General features: G+C 35.1%; 20 protein-coding genes. 9 read left to right on the top strand and 11 right to left on the bottom strand.

What is annotated here, in order from left to right; translation table 11 throughout:
- Positions 1 to 119 precede the first annotated feature (119 nt).
- Positions 120 to 620, top strand: coding sequence for an RNA polymerase sigma factor (locus MKS83_RS04575; protein WP_240582163.1), 501 nt, complete (start codon positions 120 to 122; stop codon positions 618 to 620).
- A gap of 18 nt (positions 621 to 638) precedes the next feature.
- A complete protein-coding gene (locus MKS83_RS04570; protein WP_240582162.1) occupies positions 639 to 1,232 on the top strand; it encodes a hypothetical protein in 594 nt (197 codons plus the stop codon).
- Positions 1,233 to 1,269: 37 nt separating this feature from the next.
- Here the strand turns inward: MKS83_RS04570 and MKS83_RS04565 are convergent, their stop codons facing one another.
- Together MKS83_RS04565 and MKS83_RS04560 are read right to left on the bottom strand one after the other, a co-directional pair.
- Positions 1,270 to 1,833, bottom strand: a complete 564-nt coding sequence (locus tag MKS83_RS04565) for a YdcF family protein (protein ID WP_240582161.1) — start codon at positions 1,831 to 1,833, stop codon at positions 1,270 to 1,272.
- A gap of 8 nt (positions 1,834 to 1,841) precedes the next feature.
- Entirely contained in the window at positions 1,842 to 3,377 is a 1,536-nt protein-coding gene (locus MKS83_RS04560; RefSeq protein WP_240582160.1) for a S41 family peptidase, read from the bottom strand.
- A gap of 141 nt (positions 3,378 to 3,518) precedes the next feature.
- Between MKS83_RS04560 and MKS83_RS04555 the strand changes: the two genes are divergently transcribed.
- Positions 3,519 to 4,613, top strand: a complete 1,095-nt coding sequence (locus MKS83_RS04555) for an MBL fold metallo-hydrolase (RefSeq protein WP_240582159.1) — start codon at positions 3,519 to 3,521, stop codon at positions 4,611 to 4,613.
- On the opposite strand, the gene MKS83_RS04550 is transcribed toward MKS83_RS04555, so the two are convergent.
- Positions 4,614 to 4,901, bottom strand: coding sequence for a GNAT family N-acetyltransferase (locus MKS83_RS04550; RefSeq protein WP_100375941.1), 288 nt, complete (start codon positions 4,899 to 4,901; stop codon positions 4,614 to 4,616).
- A 322-nt stretch (positions 4,902 to 5,223) separates the two neighbouring features.
- Here MKS83_RS04550 and MKS83_RS04545 point away from each other — a divergent pair, with 322 nt between their 5' ends.
- The 4 genes from MKS83_RS04545 to MKS83_RS04530 all read left to right on the top strand — a co-directional run bounded on the left by MKS83_RS04545 (position 5,224) and on the right by MKS83_RS04530 (position 9,014).
- Positions 5,224 to 5,649: a hypothetical protein gene (locus MKS83_RS04545; protein WP_240582158.1), complete on the top strand. Its 426-nt coding sequence runs from the start codon at positions 5,224 to 5,226 to the stop codon at positions 5,647 to 5,649.
- A gap of 121 nt (positions 5,650 to 5,770) precedes the next feature.
- A complete protein-coding gene (locus MKS83_RS04540; RefSeq protein ID WP_100375939.1) occupies positions 5,771 to 6,676 on the top strand; it encodes a helix-turn-helix domain-containing protein in 906 nt (301 codons plus the stop codon).
- Positions 6,677 to 6,764: 88 nt separating this feature from the next.
- A complete protein-coding gene (locus MKS83_RS04535) occupies positions 6,765 to 7,766 on the top strand; it encodes an aldo/keto reductase (RefSeq protein WP_240582157.1) in 1,002 nt (333 codons plus the stop codon).
- Between the two features lie 57 nt (positions 7,767 to 7,823).
- Positions 7,824 to 9,014, top strand: coding sequence for an MFS transporter (locus tag MKS83_RS04530; protein WP_240582156.1), 1,191 nt, complete (start codon positions 7,824 to 7,826; stop codon positions 9,012 to 9,014).
- 159 nt (positions 9,015 to 9,173) lie between these two features.
- Here MKS83_RS04530 and MKS83_RS04525 read toward each other — a convergent pair whose 3' ends face one another.
- The 7 genes from MKS83_RS04525 to MKS83_RS04495 all read right to left on the bottom strand — a co-directional run bounded on the left by MKS83_RS04525 (position 9,174) and on the right by MKS83_RS04495 (position 14,911).
- Entirely contained in the window at positions 9,174 to 9,566 is a 393-nt protein-coding gene (locus MKS83_RS04525) for a DoxX family protein (RefSeq protein ID WP_240582155.1), read from the bottom strand.
- A 158-nt stretch (positions 9,567 to 9,724) separates the two neighbouring features.
- Positions 9,725 to 10,498 carry a DUF1223 domain-containing protein gene (locus MKS83_RS04520; RefSeq protein WP_240582154.1) on the bottom strand — a complete coding sequence of 258 codons (774 nt, stop codon included), beginning with the start codon at positions 10,496 to 10,498 and terminating at the stop codon, positions 9,725 to 9,727.
- Positions 10,499 to 10,643: 145 nt separating this feature from the next.
- Positions 10,644 to 11,408, bottom strand: a complete 765-nt coding sequence (locus tag MKS83_RS04515) for a LytR/AlgR family response regulator transcription factor (RefSeq protein WP_240582153.1) — start codon at positions 11,406 to 11,408, stop codon at positions 10,644 to 10,646.
- Positions 11,389 to 12,405, bottom strand: coding sequence for a sensor histidine kinase (locus MKS83_RS04510; protein ID WP_240582152.1), 1,017 nt, complete (start codon positions 12,403 to 12,405; stop codon positions 11,389 to 11,391). The genes MKS83_RS04515 and MKS83_RS04510 overlap by 20 nt, the downstream gene beginning before the upstream one ends.
- A 147-nt stretch (positions 12,406 to 12,552) precedes the next feature.
- Complete coding sequence (locus MKS83_RS04505) at positions 12,553 to 12,993, bottom strand: hypothetical protein (RefSeq protein ID WP_240582151.1); 441 nt, start codon at positions 12,991 to 12,993, stop codon at positions 12,553 to 12,555.
- A complete protein-coding gene (locus MKS83_RS04500; RefSeq protein WP_240582150.1) occupies positions 12,993 to 13,976 on the bottom strand; it encodes a heme-binding domain-containing protein in 984 nt (327 codons plus the stop codon). The genes MKS83_RS04505 and MKS83_RS04500 overlap by 1 nt, the downstream gene beginning before the upstream one ends.
- Before the next feature lie 188 nt (positions 13,977 to 14,164).
- The gene (locus MKS83_RS04495) at positions 14,165 to 14,911 is read right to left on the bottom strand and encodes an SDR family oxidoreductase (protein ID WP_240582149.1); all 747 of its coding nucleotides are present in this window, start codon (positions 14,909 to 14,911) and stop codon (positions 14,165 to 14,167) included.
- Positions 14,912 to 15,014: 103 nt separating this feature from the next.
- Here MKS83_RS04495 and MKS83_RS04490 point away from each other — a divergent pair, with 103 nt between their 5' ends.
- A complete protein-coding gene (locus tag MKS83_RS04490) occupies positions 15,015 to 15,350 on the top strand; it encodes a winged helix-turn-helix transcriptional regulator (RefSeq protein ID WP_240582148.1) in 336 nt (111 codons plus the stop codon).
- 259 nt (positions 15,351 to 15,609) lie between these two features.
- Here MKS83_RS04490 and MKS83_RS04485 read toward each other — a convergent pair whose 3' ends face one another.
- Positions 15,610 to 17,829 (bottom strand): NADP-dependent isocitrate dehydrogenase, encoded by a 2,220-nt coding sequence (locus tag MKS83_RS04485; RefSeq protein WP_240582147.1) that lies wholly within the window; start codon positions 17,827 to 17,829, stop codon positions 15,610 to 15,612.
- Between the two features lie 169 nt (positions 17,830 to 17,998).
- Between MKS83_RS04485 and tpx the strand changes: the two genes are divergently transcribed.
- Positions 17,999 to 18,499, top strand: coding sequence for a thiol peroxidase (gene tpx / locus MKS83_RS04480; protein WP_240582146.1), 501 nt, complete (start codon positions 17,999 to 18,001; stop codon positions 18,497 to 18,499).
- Positions 18,500 to 18,540: the final 41 nt, after the last annotated feature.

Genomic DNA, 18,540 nt, shown 5'->3' with positions numbered 1-18,540 from the left:
GATCAAAAAACACACAATGGAAGCTCGGCAGAAATATTTCTGCCGGGTTTTTATTTATTTTCACAAAAGCTGTAACAATTTTTTAAAAATGAAACTAACTCTTTAGAGTAACGAAAATCATGACCTCATTAGAACAGGAATTTTTAGAAAAGATCGAAAGACATAAAGGAATCATTTTTAAGATTTCCAAAATGTATGTGGATGAAAAGGATGACCGCGACGATCTTTTTCAGGAAATTACATATCAGGTATGGAAGGCATATTCTGGTTTTAAAGGGGAAAGCGAATTTGCAACCTGGCTGTACAGAATTGCTCTTAATACCGCGATCATATTTCTGAAATCCGAAAAGAAAAGAAGCTTTATAGAAAACAATAATGTTTCTAACTATAAAATTATACAGGATGAATATGATCATGACAAAGAAGAGAAGCTGAAGGAAATGTATCGGGCTATTCATCAGCTTAACCCGATTGATAAAGCATTTATTTTTTATTATTTAGAAGATTTTTCCGGAAAGCAGATTGCTGAACAAATGGGAATTTCCGAAGGTAATGTAAGAGTAAAAATGAACCGAGCTAAGAATAAGCTGAAAGATATTCTGAACACCAATAAATACTAACTTTTTAAATCAATTATCATGAATATAGATGAACTGAAAAATACCTGGAATGCAGACGATTCTTTTGAAGAAGCTCCGCAGATAAGTATTGAGCAAAAAAATAAAATTAATTTGCCACTGGAGAAAGTGCGAAAGAATATGCACAAAGAGTTTTGGTATACTTTGGTAGTTTTTATTATCGCTTTTTTTGCTGTTTTGTCGTGTAAAACTTTTAAATTACAATTTTATCTATCCGTTTTGATTGTTTCGATGGCATTTGTAATTGGGTTCTTTTTTAGTAAGTTTTTTAAGCTTTATAAAGAAATTAGCAATACTGAAATGAGCACTTATGATTCCTTGAAAGATTTATTGCAGCAATTTTATCTCAATAAGCAATATTATATTTCATTCTATTTAAGCTTTGTTCCTTTCCTGGTTTGCGAAATGATTATCGTTATTGAATTTATCCCACGTCCAAAACCTTTGAGTGAGCTTAAAACAGCAGTATTATTAATAGGTTCGGTTGTGATTGGTTTATCTGCACTTTTTCTGATGGGAAAATACTGGTTTCATCGTTTTTACGGAAAATATATTAAACAGATTGAAAATCTTATGACAGAATTTAAAAAATAACAAAGCTTCGGCGGGCTGAAAGCCTGCCGAAGCTTTGTTATTGAGTATAATAAGCCGGAAATTCTCTTACAATCGAATAAAAATCTCTGAATTCAAAATAATTTGGACTTACACTGCTTACATTTTCAAACCCCTGATCTTTAAATAGTTTTTTGGTTCGTGTCACATGAAAATACTGAGAGACAATAATGAGGCTGTTGAATTTTAACTGTGGTTTCAGTTTTAGCGTATTGATAACGGTGGCTCTTGTATTGTCGCCATGATTATCAACAATGATCAAAGAATCGGGAATACCTTTTTCAACAAGAAATTCCTTCATTTTGTCCCCTTCATAAAATCCTTCTTTTCCCAATCCGCCACTCACTAAAATCTTTTTTATGCGATGATTTTCATATAGATTGATCCCGCTTTCCAGGCGTTTTTCTAATCTTTTTGATAAAGTCCCGTCTTGGTTCACCTTATTTCCTAAAATAACAGCAAGATCAGCATTCTGTCCAGAATCAGAAAAGCCATCAATGGTAATGTATAGGGAATGAACAAGAAACCATAAGATGATTACAGAAGCAAGAATTTTAAAGAATTTAAAAATATTTTTATTCATCAAAATGATTATTTTCCATTTTTCTCATTTACGATTTTCTTCATCACCCATTCCATCTGACGGTCTTTTTTATCCAGAATATCCTGAATGTTTTCTGTAATGGTAACATCTGGAATGACTCCTCTTTCCGTGTTGGTAAAAGAGATATTGGGCTGTACCAAAGCCAATCCGATCGGTAAGCTTATTTTGGAATGAGGTAACTTTTGATAAGAATAAAATCCTGCAATAGTGCCATCATTGGCACCTCCCGTTTCTTCTCCTACCAAAGTAGCAAGTTTATCATTTTTAAGTTTTGCAGCTATAATGGATGACGCTGAAAAACTACCTCCATTAATGAGTACAAAAACCTTTCCGTGAAAAGCATCTTTTTGAGGTTGGGTTTCGCGGTCCGCTTTCATTTTATAATAAACAATACTGTCTTTTTTATAGGTGCTCATCGTCTGACTTACAAGAAAAGCAGGATACAGCAAGCTTTTAAAAGTGTAGTTTAGCGCATTGCTTTTTCTGAAATAATTGGTTTTTAAAGGACTGCTTTTTGAAGTTACCTGAGATCGTTTGATCAAAGTAAATGGTTCAGAAGCCAAATAAGAATACAGGTTGTTAATTTCATCCAGAGATCCGCCATAATTATTACGGATGTCTATGATGAGGTATTTTGCTTTTGCATTTTTAATTTTGGCAAAAGTCTCTTTATAGAATTTTTCTGAATAGGTTCTCGAAAAACTTTTGACTTTAATATAGGCAGTACTGCTGTCAGGAGCCAGGAATTTGAAAGTACGGTTATAAGAATCATTAAAGGCAACATAATCATTTACCTTTCTTTCCAGTGTTTTCTTTTTTTGTTCCTTATCTTTTTCGAAATCAGTTTTAGATTTCTCGGCTCTTTTTAAAATGTAGGTTTTTATTTTTTTATCATAAAGGGTTTCAATTTTTGCGGTATCATTAAAGCCAAATTCGGCACTGTAAAAATTAAAGAATATATCTTTTAAAAAATAAGGCTGAAAAGTAGTATTGTACCCGTCACTGCTGATGAGATTTTTATATTTTTTTAAATAGACAGGTACAGGAACATCGTTTATTTTTAAAATTTCAGTTCCCGGTTTTATATTTTCAATCGAATCTTTGTTTTCGATGATATATAAATGTTCTCCGCTTACATAATATTCAAACCGGCTGAACATTCCCTTCTTATTTTCCAGAGATTTGAGTTCTTTCTTTGTAAATTTTTTTATCGGAATTCTTAAAGAAAGATGCCCTTCTTTTATACTGGCAATTACAGGCTGCAGCTTAAAATAAAATTCAAGTGGGGTAAGAGGCTGATCTATGGTTTGCTTAAGACTGTCAAACTTATAATCTAACTGTTTTTTGGGAATATACCAGTAAAGTTTGGGATGCATTTCTTTAATCTTGGTATAAGCATAGTCTACATCTTCTTTCAGTTCTTCAGGAGGAATACATGAACTTCTCTGCTCATTATGCTTTCTGACAGATGAACAGGATGAAAGAATGAGAACGAATAATATAATGGGGGAAAACTTTCTCAATGTTTTTGAAATTTCAATGGGCTAATTTATAAAAGTTTAGAATATTGTTTTGCTTTTTACATAAAATTAAGTAAAAAATAAAGGTATTCTTTTTGTTGATCCGTCATAGAAGATAATGTCATACATTTGACTATTTAGAAAATGATATTTATACTTATTACAATAACGGTTTTAATCATCCTGTATTTTATAGTGACCAGTCAGGATGTTTTCGGGGCGGAAGCAAAAGGGGAAAGACTTGAAAGAATGCAGCAGTCAAAACATTTTAAAGATAAAAAGTTTCAGAATTTAAGCTATACTCCTTCGCTTACAGAAGGCTATTCGATGCCGAAAGTAATGTATAATTTCTTTTTCAAAAAGAAAGATCCACTTTTAAAACCCGTAAAAAATCTTCCGTCCATTCATACAGACCTGAAAAACCTTTCAAAAGATAAAGATATTTTTATCTGGATGGGGCATTCATCGTATTTTATTCAAACCGATGGCGTTTCTTTTTTAATTGATCCTGTGCTCAGTTTGTATGGTTCTCCGTTTAAATTTTTCAATAAAGCATTTGCAGGAGCCGATATTTTCAAACCGGAAGATACTCCCAACATCGATTATTTGGTCATTACTCATGATCACTATGATCATTTGGATTATCCAACCGTAAAAGCAATTAAAGATAAAGTAGGAAAAGTTATTTTACCTCTTGGCGTGGGTGCTCATTTGGAAAAATGGGGGTATAAACCGGAACAATTGATTGAAGAAGAGTGGGGAGCTGAAATTATTCTAAAGAATGATATTAAAATAATATTTACCCCTGCAAGACATTTTTCAGGAAGAAAAACACAAAGAAATGTTACGCTTTGGACCTCTTATGTGTTGGAAACGCCTACCAAAAAAATATTTTTAGGAGGAGATAGTGGATACGATACTCATTTTAAAATGATCGGAGAGCAATTTGGTCCGTTCGACTATGCCATTATGGAGAATGGGCAGTATAATGAAGCCTGGAAATACATTCATGCCTTACCGGAAGATGTAATTCAGGCAAGTATAGACGTGAAGGCAAAGAAGATCATTCCGGTACATTCTTCAAAATTTGCATTGGCACTGCATCCATGGAATGAGCCTTTGGAAAAAGTACTGCGACTTGGAAAAGAAAAAAAACTGAATATTTTAACACCTATGATTGGTGAACCTGTAGACCTCAATAAACAAGATCAGCAGTTCAGAATCTGGTGGGAAGATTGATCAGGCGTGCCAGATTCCTTTATATCTTGCCGGATGATTTTCGAATTGCTGTCTCACAAAATCACATTCTGGATCTACGAGCAGATCTTTTTCTTCGGCATAGCGTACCAGTTCGTCTAAAAGCATTTTGGCGTATCCTTTTCCCTCCACCTCTTCATTAAGCTTGGTATAATATACAATAAGAAGTCTTCCGTCAATTTCTATGGACATATAACCGGCTTTTTTTTCATCAATCAATATCTGCAATTCGTCCTGATATGGAGATATTTCAAATTTTATATTTTCCATAATATCGAGATTTTTGGCGGTTAAAAAAATAAGGTTTTATTGTTTTTCTCTTCTTAAAATTACAAATTTAAAATGAAAAATAATTGTTTTTTAGCTATTTTTAAAACTAATTATTAAGAAATTAAGGAACTGAAAATCTTGACAATCTATTTTTTTTAAAGAACAGAGAGGTTAATTTACCCGGAAATTCAAAAATTATATTCACTTTGATTGAAAACTATGGTGCAGATTATCAAATTCTTATATTTTTGAACGGAATTTAAAACTGATTTTGGCATTCTAATTGAAAATTAATAGGTAGTTTAATTTTAAAACGCATGAAATGAAAAAGTTATTATTAACAGCAATGCTTGTCGGGACATTTGGATTAACATATGCACAGTCAGATTATTATAACGATTACAGAAGAAGTATAACAGATATCAACTGGGCATCCGTAATTACCGATTTGGTGCTGTCGCAGACACAGGCTAATCAGATTTATGTTCTGAATGATAGATACCATGATTACAATTCATGGAATAGAGTATACGTCAATAATCCTGACAGATGGAGAGAAGACAGATATATTGAACTGGAAAGAATTTTAGGACCTGATAAGTATTTAAAATTCAAAAATAAATATTACAAAGGTCAAAATCCGGTGGCAGTTTATAACCGTAATAAGAATAATAATAAAAAATACAAACACGGAAATAAAAAAGTCTATATCTATAAGGAAAAAGACAACCACGGGCATCATCATTAAACCAATTATCAACTATACATTCAATTTTGAAATGGCTAATCGAAAGGTTAGCCATTTTTTATTTTATCAATGGTTATTATTTTTTACATAAACTTATGTTTGAATTTTATAATTTTGAACCATGGAATCCAGAGAAACAATAAAAGGTTTTTACGAGCGAAATGCTCAGAACCAAGGTTTACAATGTATCAAAACTCCGGGAGTAGGACACTTCAATGTTTTTTCACGTGAAAACTGTTCATCCATTACGCCGTATAGCAGAAGAGACTATTACAAAATTTCGCTAATTATTGGAAAAGGAAAGCTTCATTATGCAGATAAGTGGATTCACGTCGATCGGCCTGCTTTATTATTTTCAAATCCTGTGATTCCCTATTCATGGGACGCGGATGACGACGATCAGAAAGGGTTTTTCTGCCTTTTTACCGATCAGTTTTTACATGATGGAAACCGGTTGGGAACACTTCAGGAATCACCGCTTTTCAGAATTGGAGGAACTCCTATTTTCTTTATTGATGAGGAACAGCAGAAAACCGTTTCGGATATCTTTATTAAAATGATGACGGAAATCCAGTCAGATTATTTACATAAATACGATATGCTGCGCGCTTATCTTCATCTTTTGATCCATGAAACCATGAAGATGCATCCTGCGGAAAATTTTGAACCTTATCAGAATGCTTCTCAACGGGTAGCTTCTCTATTCATGGAATTATTGGAAAGACAATTCCCGATCGATAGCCCGGAAAGATTTTTAAAATTGAAAAGTCCGGTGGATTATGCGGAAAACTTATCCATTCATGTCAATTCGCTCAACCGTTCCGTAAAGGAAATTACGGGAAGAACAACAAGTCAGCAGATCACCTCAAGAATTATCCAGGAAGCGAATGCACTATTGAAACATACAGACTGGAACGTTTCTGAAATTGCTTACGGACTGGGATTTGAAGAACCAGCTTATTTTACTAATTATTTTAAAAAACAGACGGGAATGACTCCCAATGCTGTTCGGACTTCTGTTGTTTGAATTTTATAATTCTTCGTTTGAATTCTATATCAGAATCTTTGCATTTCCGTTATAATTTTGTCCTGTAAATTTAAAATCACAACCTATCATGAAATTTAGAAAATTAGGAAACACAGAAGAACAATTATCGGCTATCGGTTTGGGATGTATGGGAATGAGTTTTGCGTACGGACCGACAGATGAACAGGAAAGTATTAATACATTACATAGAGCTTTGGATCTAGGAGTGAATTTCTGGGATACGGCAGATATGTATGCGAACGGAGAAAATGAAAAGCTGATCTCCAAAGTATTGGTTCCAAACCGTGACAAAATTTTTATTGCTACAAAGTTCGGGTTCAGATTTAAAGACGGAAAAGCAAGTCACAGCGGAGCTCCCGGAACTTATTTTGATGGTTCTCCGGAATGGATCAAACAGGCGGTTGACCTAAGTCTTCAGAGATTAAAGATTGATGAGATCGACTTGTATTATGCTCACAGAGTAGATCCTAATATTCCTGTTGAAGAAACGGTAGGAGCAATGGCAGATCTGGTAAAAGCAGGAAAAGTCAGATATTTGGGATTGTCGGAAGCTTCTGCGGAATCTATCCGAAAAGCAAATAAAATTCATCCGATTACCGCTTTACAGTCAGAATATTCTATTTTAACAAAAGATGTTGAAAAAGAAATTCTGCCAACAATCAGAGAGCTGGGAATTGCTTTAGTTCCTTATTCTCCTCTGGCGAGAGGACTTTTCTCTAATATTAATGAAGTTCAGAATTTCGGGGATGAAGATTTCAGAAAATCATTACCTCGTTATCAGGCAGAATATCTTGAAAATAATAAAAATTTAGCTAAAGAAATCAATGATTTTGCAGCTTCAAAAGGTGTGAAGGGAACTCAGTTAGCTCTTGCATGGGTACTGAACCAAGGTGAAGATATTATCCCGATTCCTGGAACAAAACGTATCAAATATTTAGAAGAAAATGTAGAGGCCATTAATCTCGAGCTTTCCAAATCAGATTTGGAAACTATTGATGCCATCCTGAAAAAATATCCAAATACTGGAGAAAGATACAATGAAGGATCTATGAAACTGGTAAATAACTAAAAAATACAGAAAATTCAGGTTCCCGGAGCATTTGGGAATCTGAATTCTTAATGAAGAATGGTAACACTTAAAGAAAAAAATAAATTTATTGCTACAATCTTAGCATTTGCAGTCATTCCGATGTCGGGTCTGGCAACTGATATTTATCTGCCTTCCATGCCGAGTATGGCGACCGAACTGCATCAGACGGAAAGTAATATTCAGCTTACTTTATCCATATTTTTAATCAGTTACGGACTCACCCAGTTTTTTGCAGGGAGTATTGTTGATTCTTTCGGAAGATATAAAGTTTCAATGGCTTCACTGGCTTTATTTGTAGTGTCATTTTTAATAACAGCAACTACTCAGAATATTTTTGTAATCTATATGATGCGTGTACTGCAAGGAATTTTGTCTGGCTTTGCCGTGGTTTCCAAAAGGGCCTTTTTTGTGGATGTCTATGAAGGAGATGAACGGAAACATTATTTAAGTATCATGACCATTGTCTGGTCTGTCGGACCTATCATTGCACCGTTTATTGGAGGATATTTGCAGAAAAATTTCGGATGGCAGTCCAATTTCTATGTCTTGGCGGGATACAGTTTGTTGCTTTTAATTTTAGAATTCCTATTCTCTGGAGAGACCTTGAAAAAAAGAAATCCTTTTCATATTGAGTTCTTATTAAAGGAATATGAGTCGATGTTTAAAGCAAAAGATTTCTTTTACGGAATGCTGATGTGCGGACTAAGCTACTCAATGATTATGTTCTTCAATTTGTGTGGATCTTTCATCATTGAACATAAAATGGGTTACTCAGAAGTGGTTGCAGGCTACGTTTCCCTTATCCTTGGTTTTGCATGGATGACAGGAGGATTCTTAGGAAAAGCATTAATTAATAGAGCGTTTTTACCTAAAATCCGGTATGCTAATTTCATGCAATTGATTTTAATCATTTTGATGTTTGTGGCTTCTTATTTTTCAAGCAATATTTACAGTTTGGTTGCATTTGCATTTTTAATTCATGTGACGGCCGGATTTATCTTTAATAACTATTTTTCTTATTGTATCGGAAGATTTCCTAATTCTGCTGGGATTGCGGGAGGTTTGACAGGCGGAATTGCCTTTATCATCACATCAGCGATAAGCTATGGAATTGCAGCGGTAATAAAGCCGCAGATTCAGTTGCAGGTGGCGGAAGGTTATTTTATTTTAGGTGTTTTAGGACTGATCATTTTAAGCATGATTAAAATAAGAAAAGCACACGCTTAATTTCGCATAAATTTTAATGGTTTACATCAATATTTATATTTTTCTATTTATAATTTTCTACAATAAAACCTCTCAACATCTGAGAGGTTTTATTTTTACATAAGTAATTTGAAAAGTTGACATTTGTTTTATGAAAGACGGATGAGTTTTATTTTTACTTTAAATTCTTTCTAATACTAATTTCTGATCATAGATTCTTCTGAACATAAAGTAGGTTACAGAAAGCACGGTGAAGGCCACAATCGCATCAATCGTTGCCGGAAAACCAAGCACTGCAATTTTGGAGAAAAAGGCGAATATAATGTCAAAGAACATCCCTGCAAATACCCATTCTTTTAATCTTAAGAATCTGTTAGGAATCAGTAAAACGATAATTCCGGATAATTTGAATACGCCTAAAATGTAGATGAAATGAGCCGGATAACCTAATTGCTGTGTGATATCCCAAACTACCGGATTTTTTGTCAGTTCAAAGAAGCCGCTTGCTCCAAACCAAAGTGACATAAAGATTGCGCCTGACCAAAAGATGATTTTTGCTGTTTTTGTTTCCATTTTTTTATTGTTTTAAGTTGTTAATATTTTTAAGTTGATTTTTTGGTTGCTATATTGTATTAAATTTTGTAGTCAATTGTCATTCTGACGAAGGAAGAATCTTTTGAAGTTCTTCATTTCGCTCTCGCTCCATTCAGAATGACAAAGGAGATGTTGTGTTAGAAAGAAGCTTTTGCGGAACTAAGAATTTCTCCTGATTTCATATTCTGGATCATTCCGATAATTTCCCAGTTATTCATGTTGAAATTTTCCGGAAGCTTGAAGTTTGTTGTTCCTGCCGTAGAATTTTTTAAAGCAATTTGACTCTGTTGATGAACAATTTGCCAGTGAATCAGATGACGGCCTTCATTTTCACCTCTTTGTACGTTGGTAGAGGATTTTTTTTCAACCAAAGTGATGAACAATTTGTTTTGAGAATTACTTTCTAAAGTTTTAAAGTTTACATTAATTTCTTTCTCAAAAACCTTTGCAGACAGATCGATTTTAGCGTTATTAGAGTTCAATAAAGCGGTTTTAATTGAATTTTCAACCGCATCCTGATCAGAACCTACAAATTCCTTTTTACCATTTACAATCAATTGTGGCGTGTAAACCTGTGAATGCAAAGTCCGGGCATATTGCTGTTGGCGTTTGGAATTTTCAGCACTGCTGAACTTGTCTTTCCAGCCCAGATGATTCCAGTAATCCACGTGATAGGAGAGGATATAAACTGGTTGATCTTTGTATTTTTCTTCGATTTCCCCCATTAACCGATCTGCAGGAGGACAGCTTGAACAGCCTTCGGATGTGAATAATTCCAACACGGCAAATCCGTTATTGCTTGTTGAGGTACTTTGTGGTGCCGTTTCTTTATTTTCTTGGTAAACGAACGCGGAGACGGTGAACATCAATGCTATGAAAACTACCGTTCCTATTAGATTTTTTAGTATCATTTCTTTTAATTTTGATTCAAAAGTAGATACCTTTCCGGGACGAAAGAATACAAAAAAGGTTCAACCGGACAAAATGAATGGTGAACCTGTATTTTATAAACTTAAGATTTTTAGCAAGAAGTTGAAAGATGAAAAGTTTGAGATCTTAACGGTCTTCCAGCCAGGTGAAAAAACTGTGGGATTTCTCTTTATTGATTAAGAGCTGTTCAGGAGTTTCAACAGTTAATTTCACGAGGATTTTTCGCTGAAAATAATGTTCCATTTCTTTGATTGCACTGAAATTGATGATGTATTGCCTGTTGACTCTGAAAAACTGTTTTTGAGATACCTGTTCGGCAATTTGTCCCAAAGTTTGGGTAAGCTGAAACTGTTGTTTATCAAAAGTCATCAAATGTGTAATTTCATTGTGAATAAAGAAATACGCAATATTTTCCGTTGGAATGGTAGTGTATTTTTGATTTTTAAAAACCAAAAAACTTGATTTTGCAGGAGCTTGCGGCTGCGTAATTTTCTGTATGAGAGCTTCCAGTTCAGGAAGTTCTGTTTTCTGGAAGAATTTCTTTAATTCGTCAACCTTTCGGAAAGCTTCGGCAATATCCTCGCGTGAAAAGGGTTTCAGCACGTAATCGACTCCTTTACTTTTAAAGGCATCGAGCATGTACTGATCGAAAGCGGTACAAAAAACCACTGGACATGTGATTTCGACCTGCTTGAAGATTTCAAATGATAATCCGTCTGACAAATGGATATCCATGAAAATAAGATCGGGTTTGCTGTCTTTCAGCGCTTCAATGCTCATTTCAATGCTGTCGTAAACTCCAATGATTTTTGCTTCAGGTTTTAATTCTGTGATTAAATTCTGAAGGGATTTTGCGGCTCTGAATTCGTCTTCAATAATGATTATATTCATGGATAAGAGGAAGTTTTATTTGAAAGGTTTTTTCGTCGGAATTAATTTCAATTTCCTGTTCTAGCAGATGCTGATAACGTAATTTTACATTGTCCAGTCCGATTCCTAACGAATCTTCAACGGTCATTTTTTTCTGAATTGGATTTTCAATGACGATTTTATTTTCAGAATTATAGATTTTGATGTGCAAAGGTTTACTTTGTGAAACAATATTGTGCTTAATACAGTTTTCCACCAGTAATTGCAAGGTAAAAGGAGGAATTAATGTTTTTAAAACGTTTTCATTTAATTCCTGAGTAAGTGTAATTCCTTCGCCAAAACGGGCTTTTTGTAGGAAAATATACGAATCGATGATATTCATTTCTTCCTGAACGGTAATAAGATCCAGTTTTCTGCTTTCCAGTGTAAATCTGTAAAAATCAGAAAGCTTCATGATGAAATCTACAGTTTCAGAATCATTTGTTTCCGCCATAGATTTCAATGTATTTAAACTGTTAAAAAGAAAATGCGGATTGATCTGCTGCTTTAATAGCTCAAACTGAGCACCCAGATTGTCACTTTTTACTTTTTCCAACTCCAGCTGAACCTGTTGTCCGGCATAATTATTTTGCAATAAAGTCAGGAACATATAACATACTAGGTTAATCAGAATTCCGCGAACTTCGATCATTAACATGGTCGGTCCAAAATTGATATGCGATAAAATAAGCTGCTGTATCCATGCCAAGCCAAACATTACGACCATCCCGAAAGCTAAAACAACCATCAGTCTTGAATAGGAAATATTCTGACGTCTTTTTCCTGAATTCCGGTTCAGCATATAAATGTTGAGATACCACATGATCACAGAGAAAGCAGCGGTTATGGCTGAATTTACAACGGCTTCTTCCCAGTTGAATGCGTGGGAAGCCAATTGCGGAACCGAAGATAATATTCCCAAAAAAATGGAACTTATCCAAATGACGGCTTGTGAAATTTTTATTTTTTGTTGTTGCATGACAACTGTGGATTTTGAAGGCATTAAATTAATGTTTTTCACGGATAATTTTGTGAATTATCAATGGTCAATTTGCTTCGCTTGTGAATTTATAAAATGTAAAAAATTCACAAGCGAAGCAAATTGACTATTCACCATTCACTCTGATCACGGTCTTACGACGGGTTTGTAGCTCATGATATATTGTATTCTTTCCTCCTGATTTTGCTGGATTTTTTCCTTTTCAGAAGAATTTTGAATTCTATAGGAAATATTTCCGCTCTTATCAACACTAAGGGTTTCTATACTTAGTAATTCACCTGTAATTGTTCCTCCGATGTACTGCGGATTTTCATGGTATTTCCAGGTCACCAGTTTAAATTCGGAATTGGGATCTTGCTGATGATTTCCATTCATTAAAGAATTCAAAGCTTCCTGATTTCCATATAATGCGGATGAAGTTTCTTTGGTTGGATTTAATGAGGTCGAGATGAATTGTAAATTTCCGGGATCAAAAACTATTCGTTTTAAGTCTTTATCGGGTTCATCTATTTTGCAGGCAGTGAATATGGCACAAATTGATACGATGATTAGGAATATTTTTTTCATTATTTCTGTAGGTTTTTAATTAATCTTTCGGTATTTACTTTCATAGGAACATCAAACAGGTAGCCTGTTTTTTCGGCTAATTGTCTGTGACAGGCAATGCACGATTCTTTTGCGAATGAGGCTGTTTTTCCTGTCGGATGGAGATCATTTCCTGAAAATTTTGCAAATCCCCAACCTTCAGTATCGGTGTATTTTTTAGAATCTTTAACCATGAACTGAGCATTCACAAAGTCTCCGGCTCTGATTTCTCCATTGGCTGAATTTTCTTGTTTCCACACAGATTTTACGACAACACTTCCGTCTGGCCAAGGATGAAAGTTTTCTGTTTCGATGGCTTTTACCGCAATGTCATTTCCGTAAATAACACGGATTGAATTGTCAAAAAGAGTGCTCATGCTGATGACCTTCCATTTTTTGTATTCATCCGTATATTGTATACCATTGGGAGAAACCGGAAATTTTGATGGGATCATTTTTTCTGATGTTTCAGTATTCTGATGAATGTCTTTCACTTTATTTTTTGTGGGAGCAACGCCGGAAAGTGAAAGCGTATATTTTTTTATCGTTTCAATATTTTCAGGAGTGATCTTTGCTGATGGGTGAAGCAGCGTATATTCATGAAGCGGCATCTTTCCGCTTTGCATCATGTTAAGAATGGCGTACATTCTTCCTTTATGCTCACCAGGAGAATCTGTCCATTCTGAAAAATTAAGGACTTCTCTCGCTCTCTTTACGTCTTTATCCACACTCCAAGAGATTGGTGCAATTTTATCATACCAATTCAATTTTTGTTCATTGGAATGACAGGCAAAACATGAATTTTCCAGAATAGCGAGAACTTCACGGGGCGCTTCGATTTTTTTTGAAACAGATTTTCCTTCTATTGGCTTATTGAAAAGCTGTAAAATTCCGAATATTCCCAGGATTGCTAAAAAAACTACAGCAATGGGATTTACGTTTCTTTTTTTCTTTACTGAGTCCATAATATTGATTTTTATGGACCAAAAATAGGGGCTTGAAGAAGGTTTTGAAATCCGAAATTAGGTGAACCGGACAAATCGAAAGGTGAATGTGGAATTTTGAGGGATTAAAAAGAAAGGAAGCAGGACGATGGAAGAGGGAAGTTTTTAACGTATACTTAACTTCAAGCCTCCATCATCCATCTTCCTGCTTATAGCACCATTCCTCCGTCTACAATGATTTCTGTTCCGGTAATAAAACTTGAATGAGCATCGTCGGATAAATAAATTACGAGTTTGGCGACATCTTCTGCAGTTCCCATTTTTTTTAACGGAATTTCATTGATGAGATAATCCGTTAAACCACTTAAAGTGTTTTCGTCTAAGCCTGCTTTATTCATGATTTCGGTTTTTGTTGGTCCGGGGCTTACCATATTGACACGGATTTTTCGTGGTGCTAATTCTGCTGCTGCTGTTTTTGCTATAGAATTTAAAGCTGCTTTACTCGCCTGATACACCGAACTGTTGGGTTTATAAGTTGAAGCTACAATGGATGATAAAACTACAACAGAAGCCCCATCGTTCAACAAAGGAATGAATTTGCTTAAAGTGAAATAGGCTCCTCTGAAATTAATATTCATTACATTATCAAAATTTTCAACAGACATATTTTCAATAGGAATTAAACCACCTGTAATTCCGGCATTGATAAATAAAATATCCACTTTTCCGTATTGCGCCTCAACTTCTTTTTTTAAGGCATCAATGTCCTCTAGCTTAGCTTGGTCTGCCACAAATGAGATTGCTCCCAATTCTTCTGCTGCTCTTTCAACGGCTTCTTTTCGTCTTCCTGTGATGATTACTTGTGCACCTTCTGCCAATAATTCTTTTGCGGTTGCATACCCGATTCCGCTGTTACCGCCTGTTACAATGGCTAGTTTGTTATTAAATTTATTCATTTCTTTAAAATTTTTGACAAAGTTATTTCAAATTGATATACTTTTGTAATCAGTATCACAGAGTATATCAGTATCATTAATGATATCATTTAACTTTGCAGACATGGAAAGAGATCAGACCGAAGAACTTAGAGCATTGCAGGACACCCTTTACTTTATTGGAGGAAAGTGGAGAATTCCGGTGATTAATTCGATCTGTAACGGGAACAGACGTTTTCGTGAAATTGAAAGAAGTATCCCTGGAATTACAACAAGAATGCTTTCAAAAGAATTGAAAGATATGGAACTGAATAAATTGGTAAAACGAACCGTTTACCCGGAAACTCCTGTTTTAATTGAATATGAACCAACCGAATACTGCAGAACATTTGGAAACATCATTCAGGAAATGATCAATTGGGGAAGAGAGCATAGAAAAGTAATTGTGGGAGATAGGTAATAGGTAATAGGTAATAGGTAATAGGTAATAGGTAATAGGTAATAGGTAATAGGTAATAGGTAATAGGTAATAGGTAATAGGTGCCGAGTTAAAATCCACGTAGTTTTATTATAAAAAATCTCTATAATTCCCCTCCTTTGGAGGGGTGGCAAATCTTTGATTTGACGGGTGGTAAATAAATTAAAGTGTACAAATTCTAATTTCAAACAAAAAAGCCCCTTTAAAAAGGAGCTTTTCATTTTTATATCAAAACCGAAAATTAAATTCCGTCGATGATTTCATTTAAAACAGTACTCGGTCTCATGGCTGCATACGTTTTGTATGTATCCGTTTTGTAGTAACCGTCAATATTTTGTGGTTTACCTTGAGCACCAATTAATTCAGCGTTGATCACTTCTTCGTTTTCTTTCATTGCTTCAGCAACAGGAGCGAACTGAGCTGCTAATTCAGCATCAGCAGTTTGGTTTGCCAGTGCTTCTGCCCAATACATTGCCAAATAGAAGTGAGAACCTCTGTTATCGATTTGTCCGACTTTTCTAGCAGGAGATTTATCCGTAGCTAAGAATTTAGCGTTTGCTTCATCCAATGCATCCGCTAAAACCTGAGATTTTGTATTCCCCTGAGTTTGTGCTAAATGTTCTAAAGAAGCCTGAAGTGCTAAGAATTCTCCTAAAGAATCCCATCTTAAATAACCTTCTTCAAGGAACTGCTCAACGTGCTTCGGAGCAGAACCTCCTGCTCCTGTTTCAAATAAACCACCACCGTTCATCAATGGAACGATAGAAAGCATTTTAGCAGAAGTTCCAAGCTCCAGAATTGGGAAAAGGTCAGTAAGATAATCTCTCAATACATTTCCTGAAACAGAAATCGTATCTTTTCCTTCTCTTGCTCTTCTTAGCGTTTCTGTCATTGCATCTTTTACATCAAGAATTCTGATATCTAGCCCGTTTGTATCGTGATCTGCTAAGTATTTTTCAACTTTTTTAATGATTTCTCTATCGTGTGCTCTTCCTTTGTCTAACCAGAAAATAGCAGGAGTATCAGAAAGCCTAGCTCTGTTTACTGCTAATTTTACCCAATCCTGAATCGGAGCATCTTTAGTCTGGCACATTCTGAAAATATCTCCCTTTTCAACTTTTTGAGAAAGAAGAACGTTTCCGTTTTCGTCCTGAACTTCAATAGTTCCTTCAGCAGAAGCCTGGAAAGTTTTATCGTGAGAACCATATTCTTCAGCTTTTTGAGCCATTAGACCAACGTTCGGAACAGAACCCATTGTTGTTGGATCTAATTTCCCATGAGCTTTCATATCATCAATTACAGCCTGATAGAAGCCTGCGTAAGAACGATCCGGAATAATTGCTACAGTATCTTCTTCTTTTCCTTCTTTGTTCCACATTTTACCTCCGCCTCTTACTAAAGCAGCCATAGAAGCATCAACGATGATATCAGAAGGAACGTGGAAATTTGTAATTCCTTTGTCAGAATTTACCATTGCCACTCTTGGTCCGTTTGCCAAAGCAGCTTCAATATCAGCTTTGATTTCAGCTTCCTGAGCATTTCCTTTGATTTTTTCGAAAAGATCAGCAAGACCGTTGTTTGGATTAATATCTAAAGATTTGAACGTTTCGGCATATTTAGTGAAAACGTCTTTGAAGAAGGTTTCTACGACAGCTCCGAAAATAATAGGGTCAGAGATCTTCATCATCGTAGCTTTCAGGTGAGCAGAAAGAAGTACGTTTCTGTTTTTAGCTTCTTCGATAGCTTCCTGTACAAAAGCTTTCAAAGCATTTAAGTTCATCACAGAAGAATCAATAACTTCTCCGGCCTGAAGTGCGGCGAAATCTTTTAATTGAGTTTCGGCACCGTCATTTCCTTTGAAAACGATTCTATATTTTGTAGCATTTTCCAACGTTGTTGAAGTTTCAGTTCCGTAGAAATCACCTCCGTTCATGTGAGCTACGTCTGTTTTACTGTCAGAAGCCCAGTCACCCATTCTGTGAGGGTTTGCTTTTGCGTAGTTTTTAACAGCTTTGGGAGCACGTCTGTCAGAATTTCCTTCTCTTAACACAGGATTTACGGCACTTCCCAACACTTTAGCATATTTAGCCTTAATCGCTTTTTCTTCATCATTTTTAGGTTCTGAAGGGTAGTTGGGAACTGCAAAGCCTTTAGCCTGTAATTCAGCGATTGCTGCGTCCAACTGAGGAACGGATGCTGAAATATTTGGTAATTTGATAATGTTTGCATCAGGTTGAGTAGCTAATTGACCCAATTCAGCCAAAGCATCACCGATTTTCTGATCATCTTTCAAAAATTCAGGAAAGTTGGCTAAAATTCTTCCAGCCAAAGAAATATCCGGAACTGCAATCTCGATGTTTGCTGATTTTGTAAAAGCTTTTACAATCGGTAAAAACGAGTGTGTTGCCAACATTGGAGCCTCATCCGTAAGGGTGTAATAGATTTTTGATTTGTCTGACATTATACTGTTATTTATTATTTGATTTTTTAAGACTCACAAATTTAGTTAAAAATTAAATTTTTAAGACTAATCCTAAATAAGATTTTCCACTTTAAGATTAATTTAACCTTCTGTAAGATTAAAAAGCCCGTCATTTTGATTAAATTTGAAAAACTTAAAAAATAAATTTATGTCAACGACGATTACTTTAAAAGGAAATGAGATACACACAATAGGAAGTCTTCCATCGGTAGGAACAACCATCAGGGATTTTGCTCTGGTAGATTCCGGGCTGAACGTGAAAACTTTGGAAAATTTTGATGGAAAGAAAAAAGTATTCAATATTTTTCCGTCTATTGATACAGGAATTTGCGCGGCTTCTGCAAGAAAATTTAATGAAGAAGCTTCGAATTTAGAAAATACTGTTGTCATTAACGTTTCTAAGGACTTGCCTTTTGCTTTAGGCAGATTCTGTGCAGCTGAAGGTTTGAATAATGTAGAAACGCTTTCAGATTTCAGAGGGAGCTTTGGAGATGATTATGAAGTGACCATTACTGATTCTCCAATGCAGGGGCTTTTGAGCCGTGCTGTAATTGTTACCGATGAAAATAATAAAGTGATTTATACGGAGCAGGTTTCAGAAATTGCACATGAGCCAAATTATGAAGCAGCTTTAGCAGCTTTAAAATAAGATAAGAAATAAAATTTCTACGAAGGTCCTGTGAAAATTTT

Source organism: Chryseobacterium sp. Y16C (genome assembly GCF_022488405.1).
In the GTDB taxonomy this organism is placed as follows: Bacteria; Bacteroidota; Bacteroidia; order Flavobacteriales; family Weeksellaceae; genus Chryseobacterium; species Chryseobacterium geocarposphaerae.
This window is presented reverse-complemented; position numbering and strand designations above follow the sequence as displayed.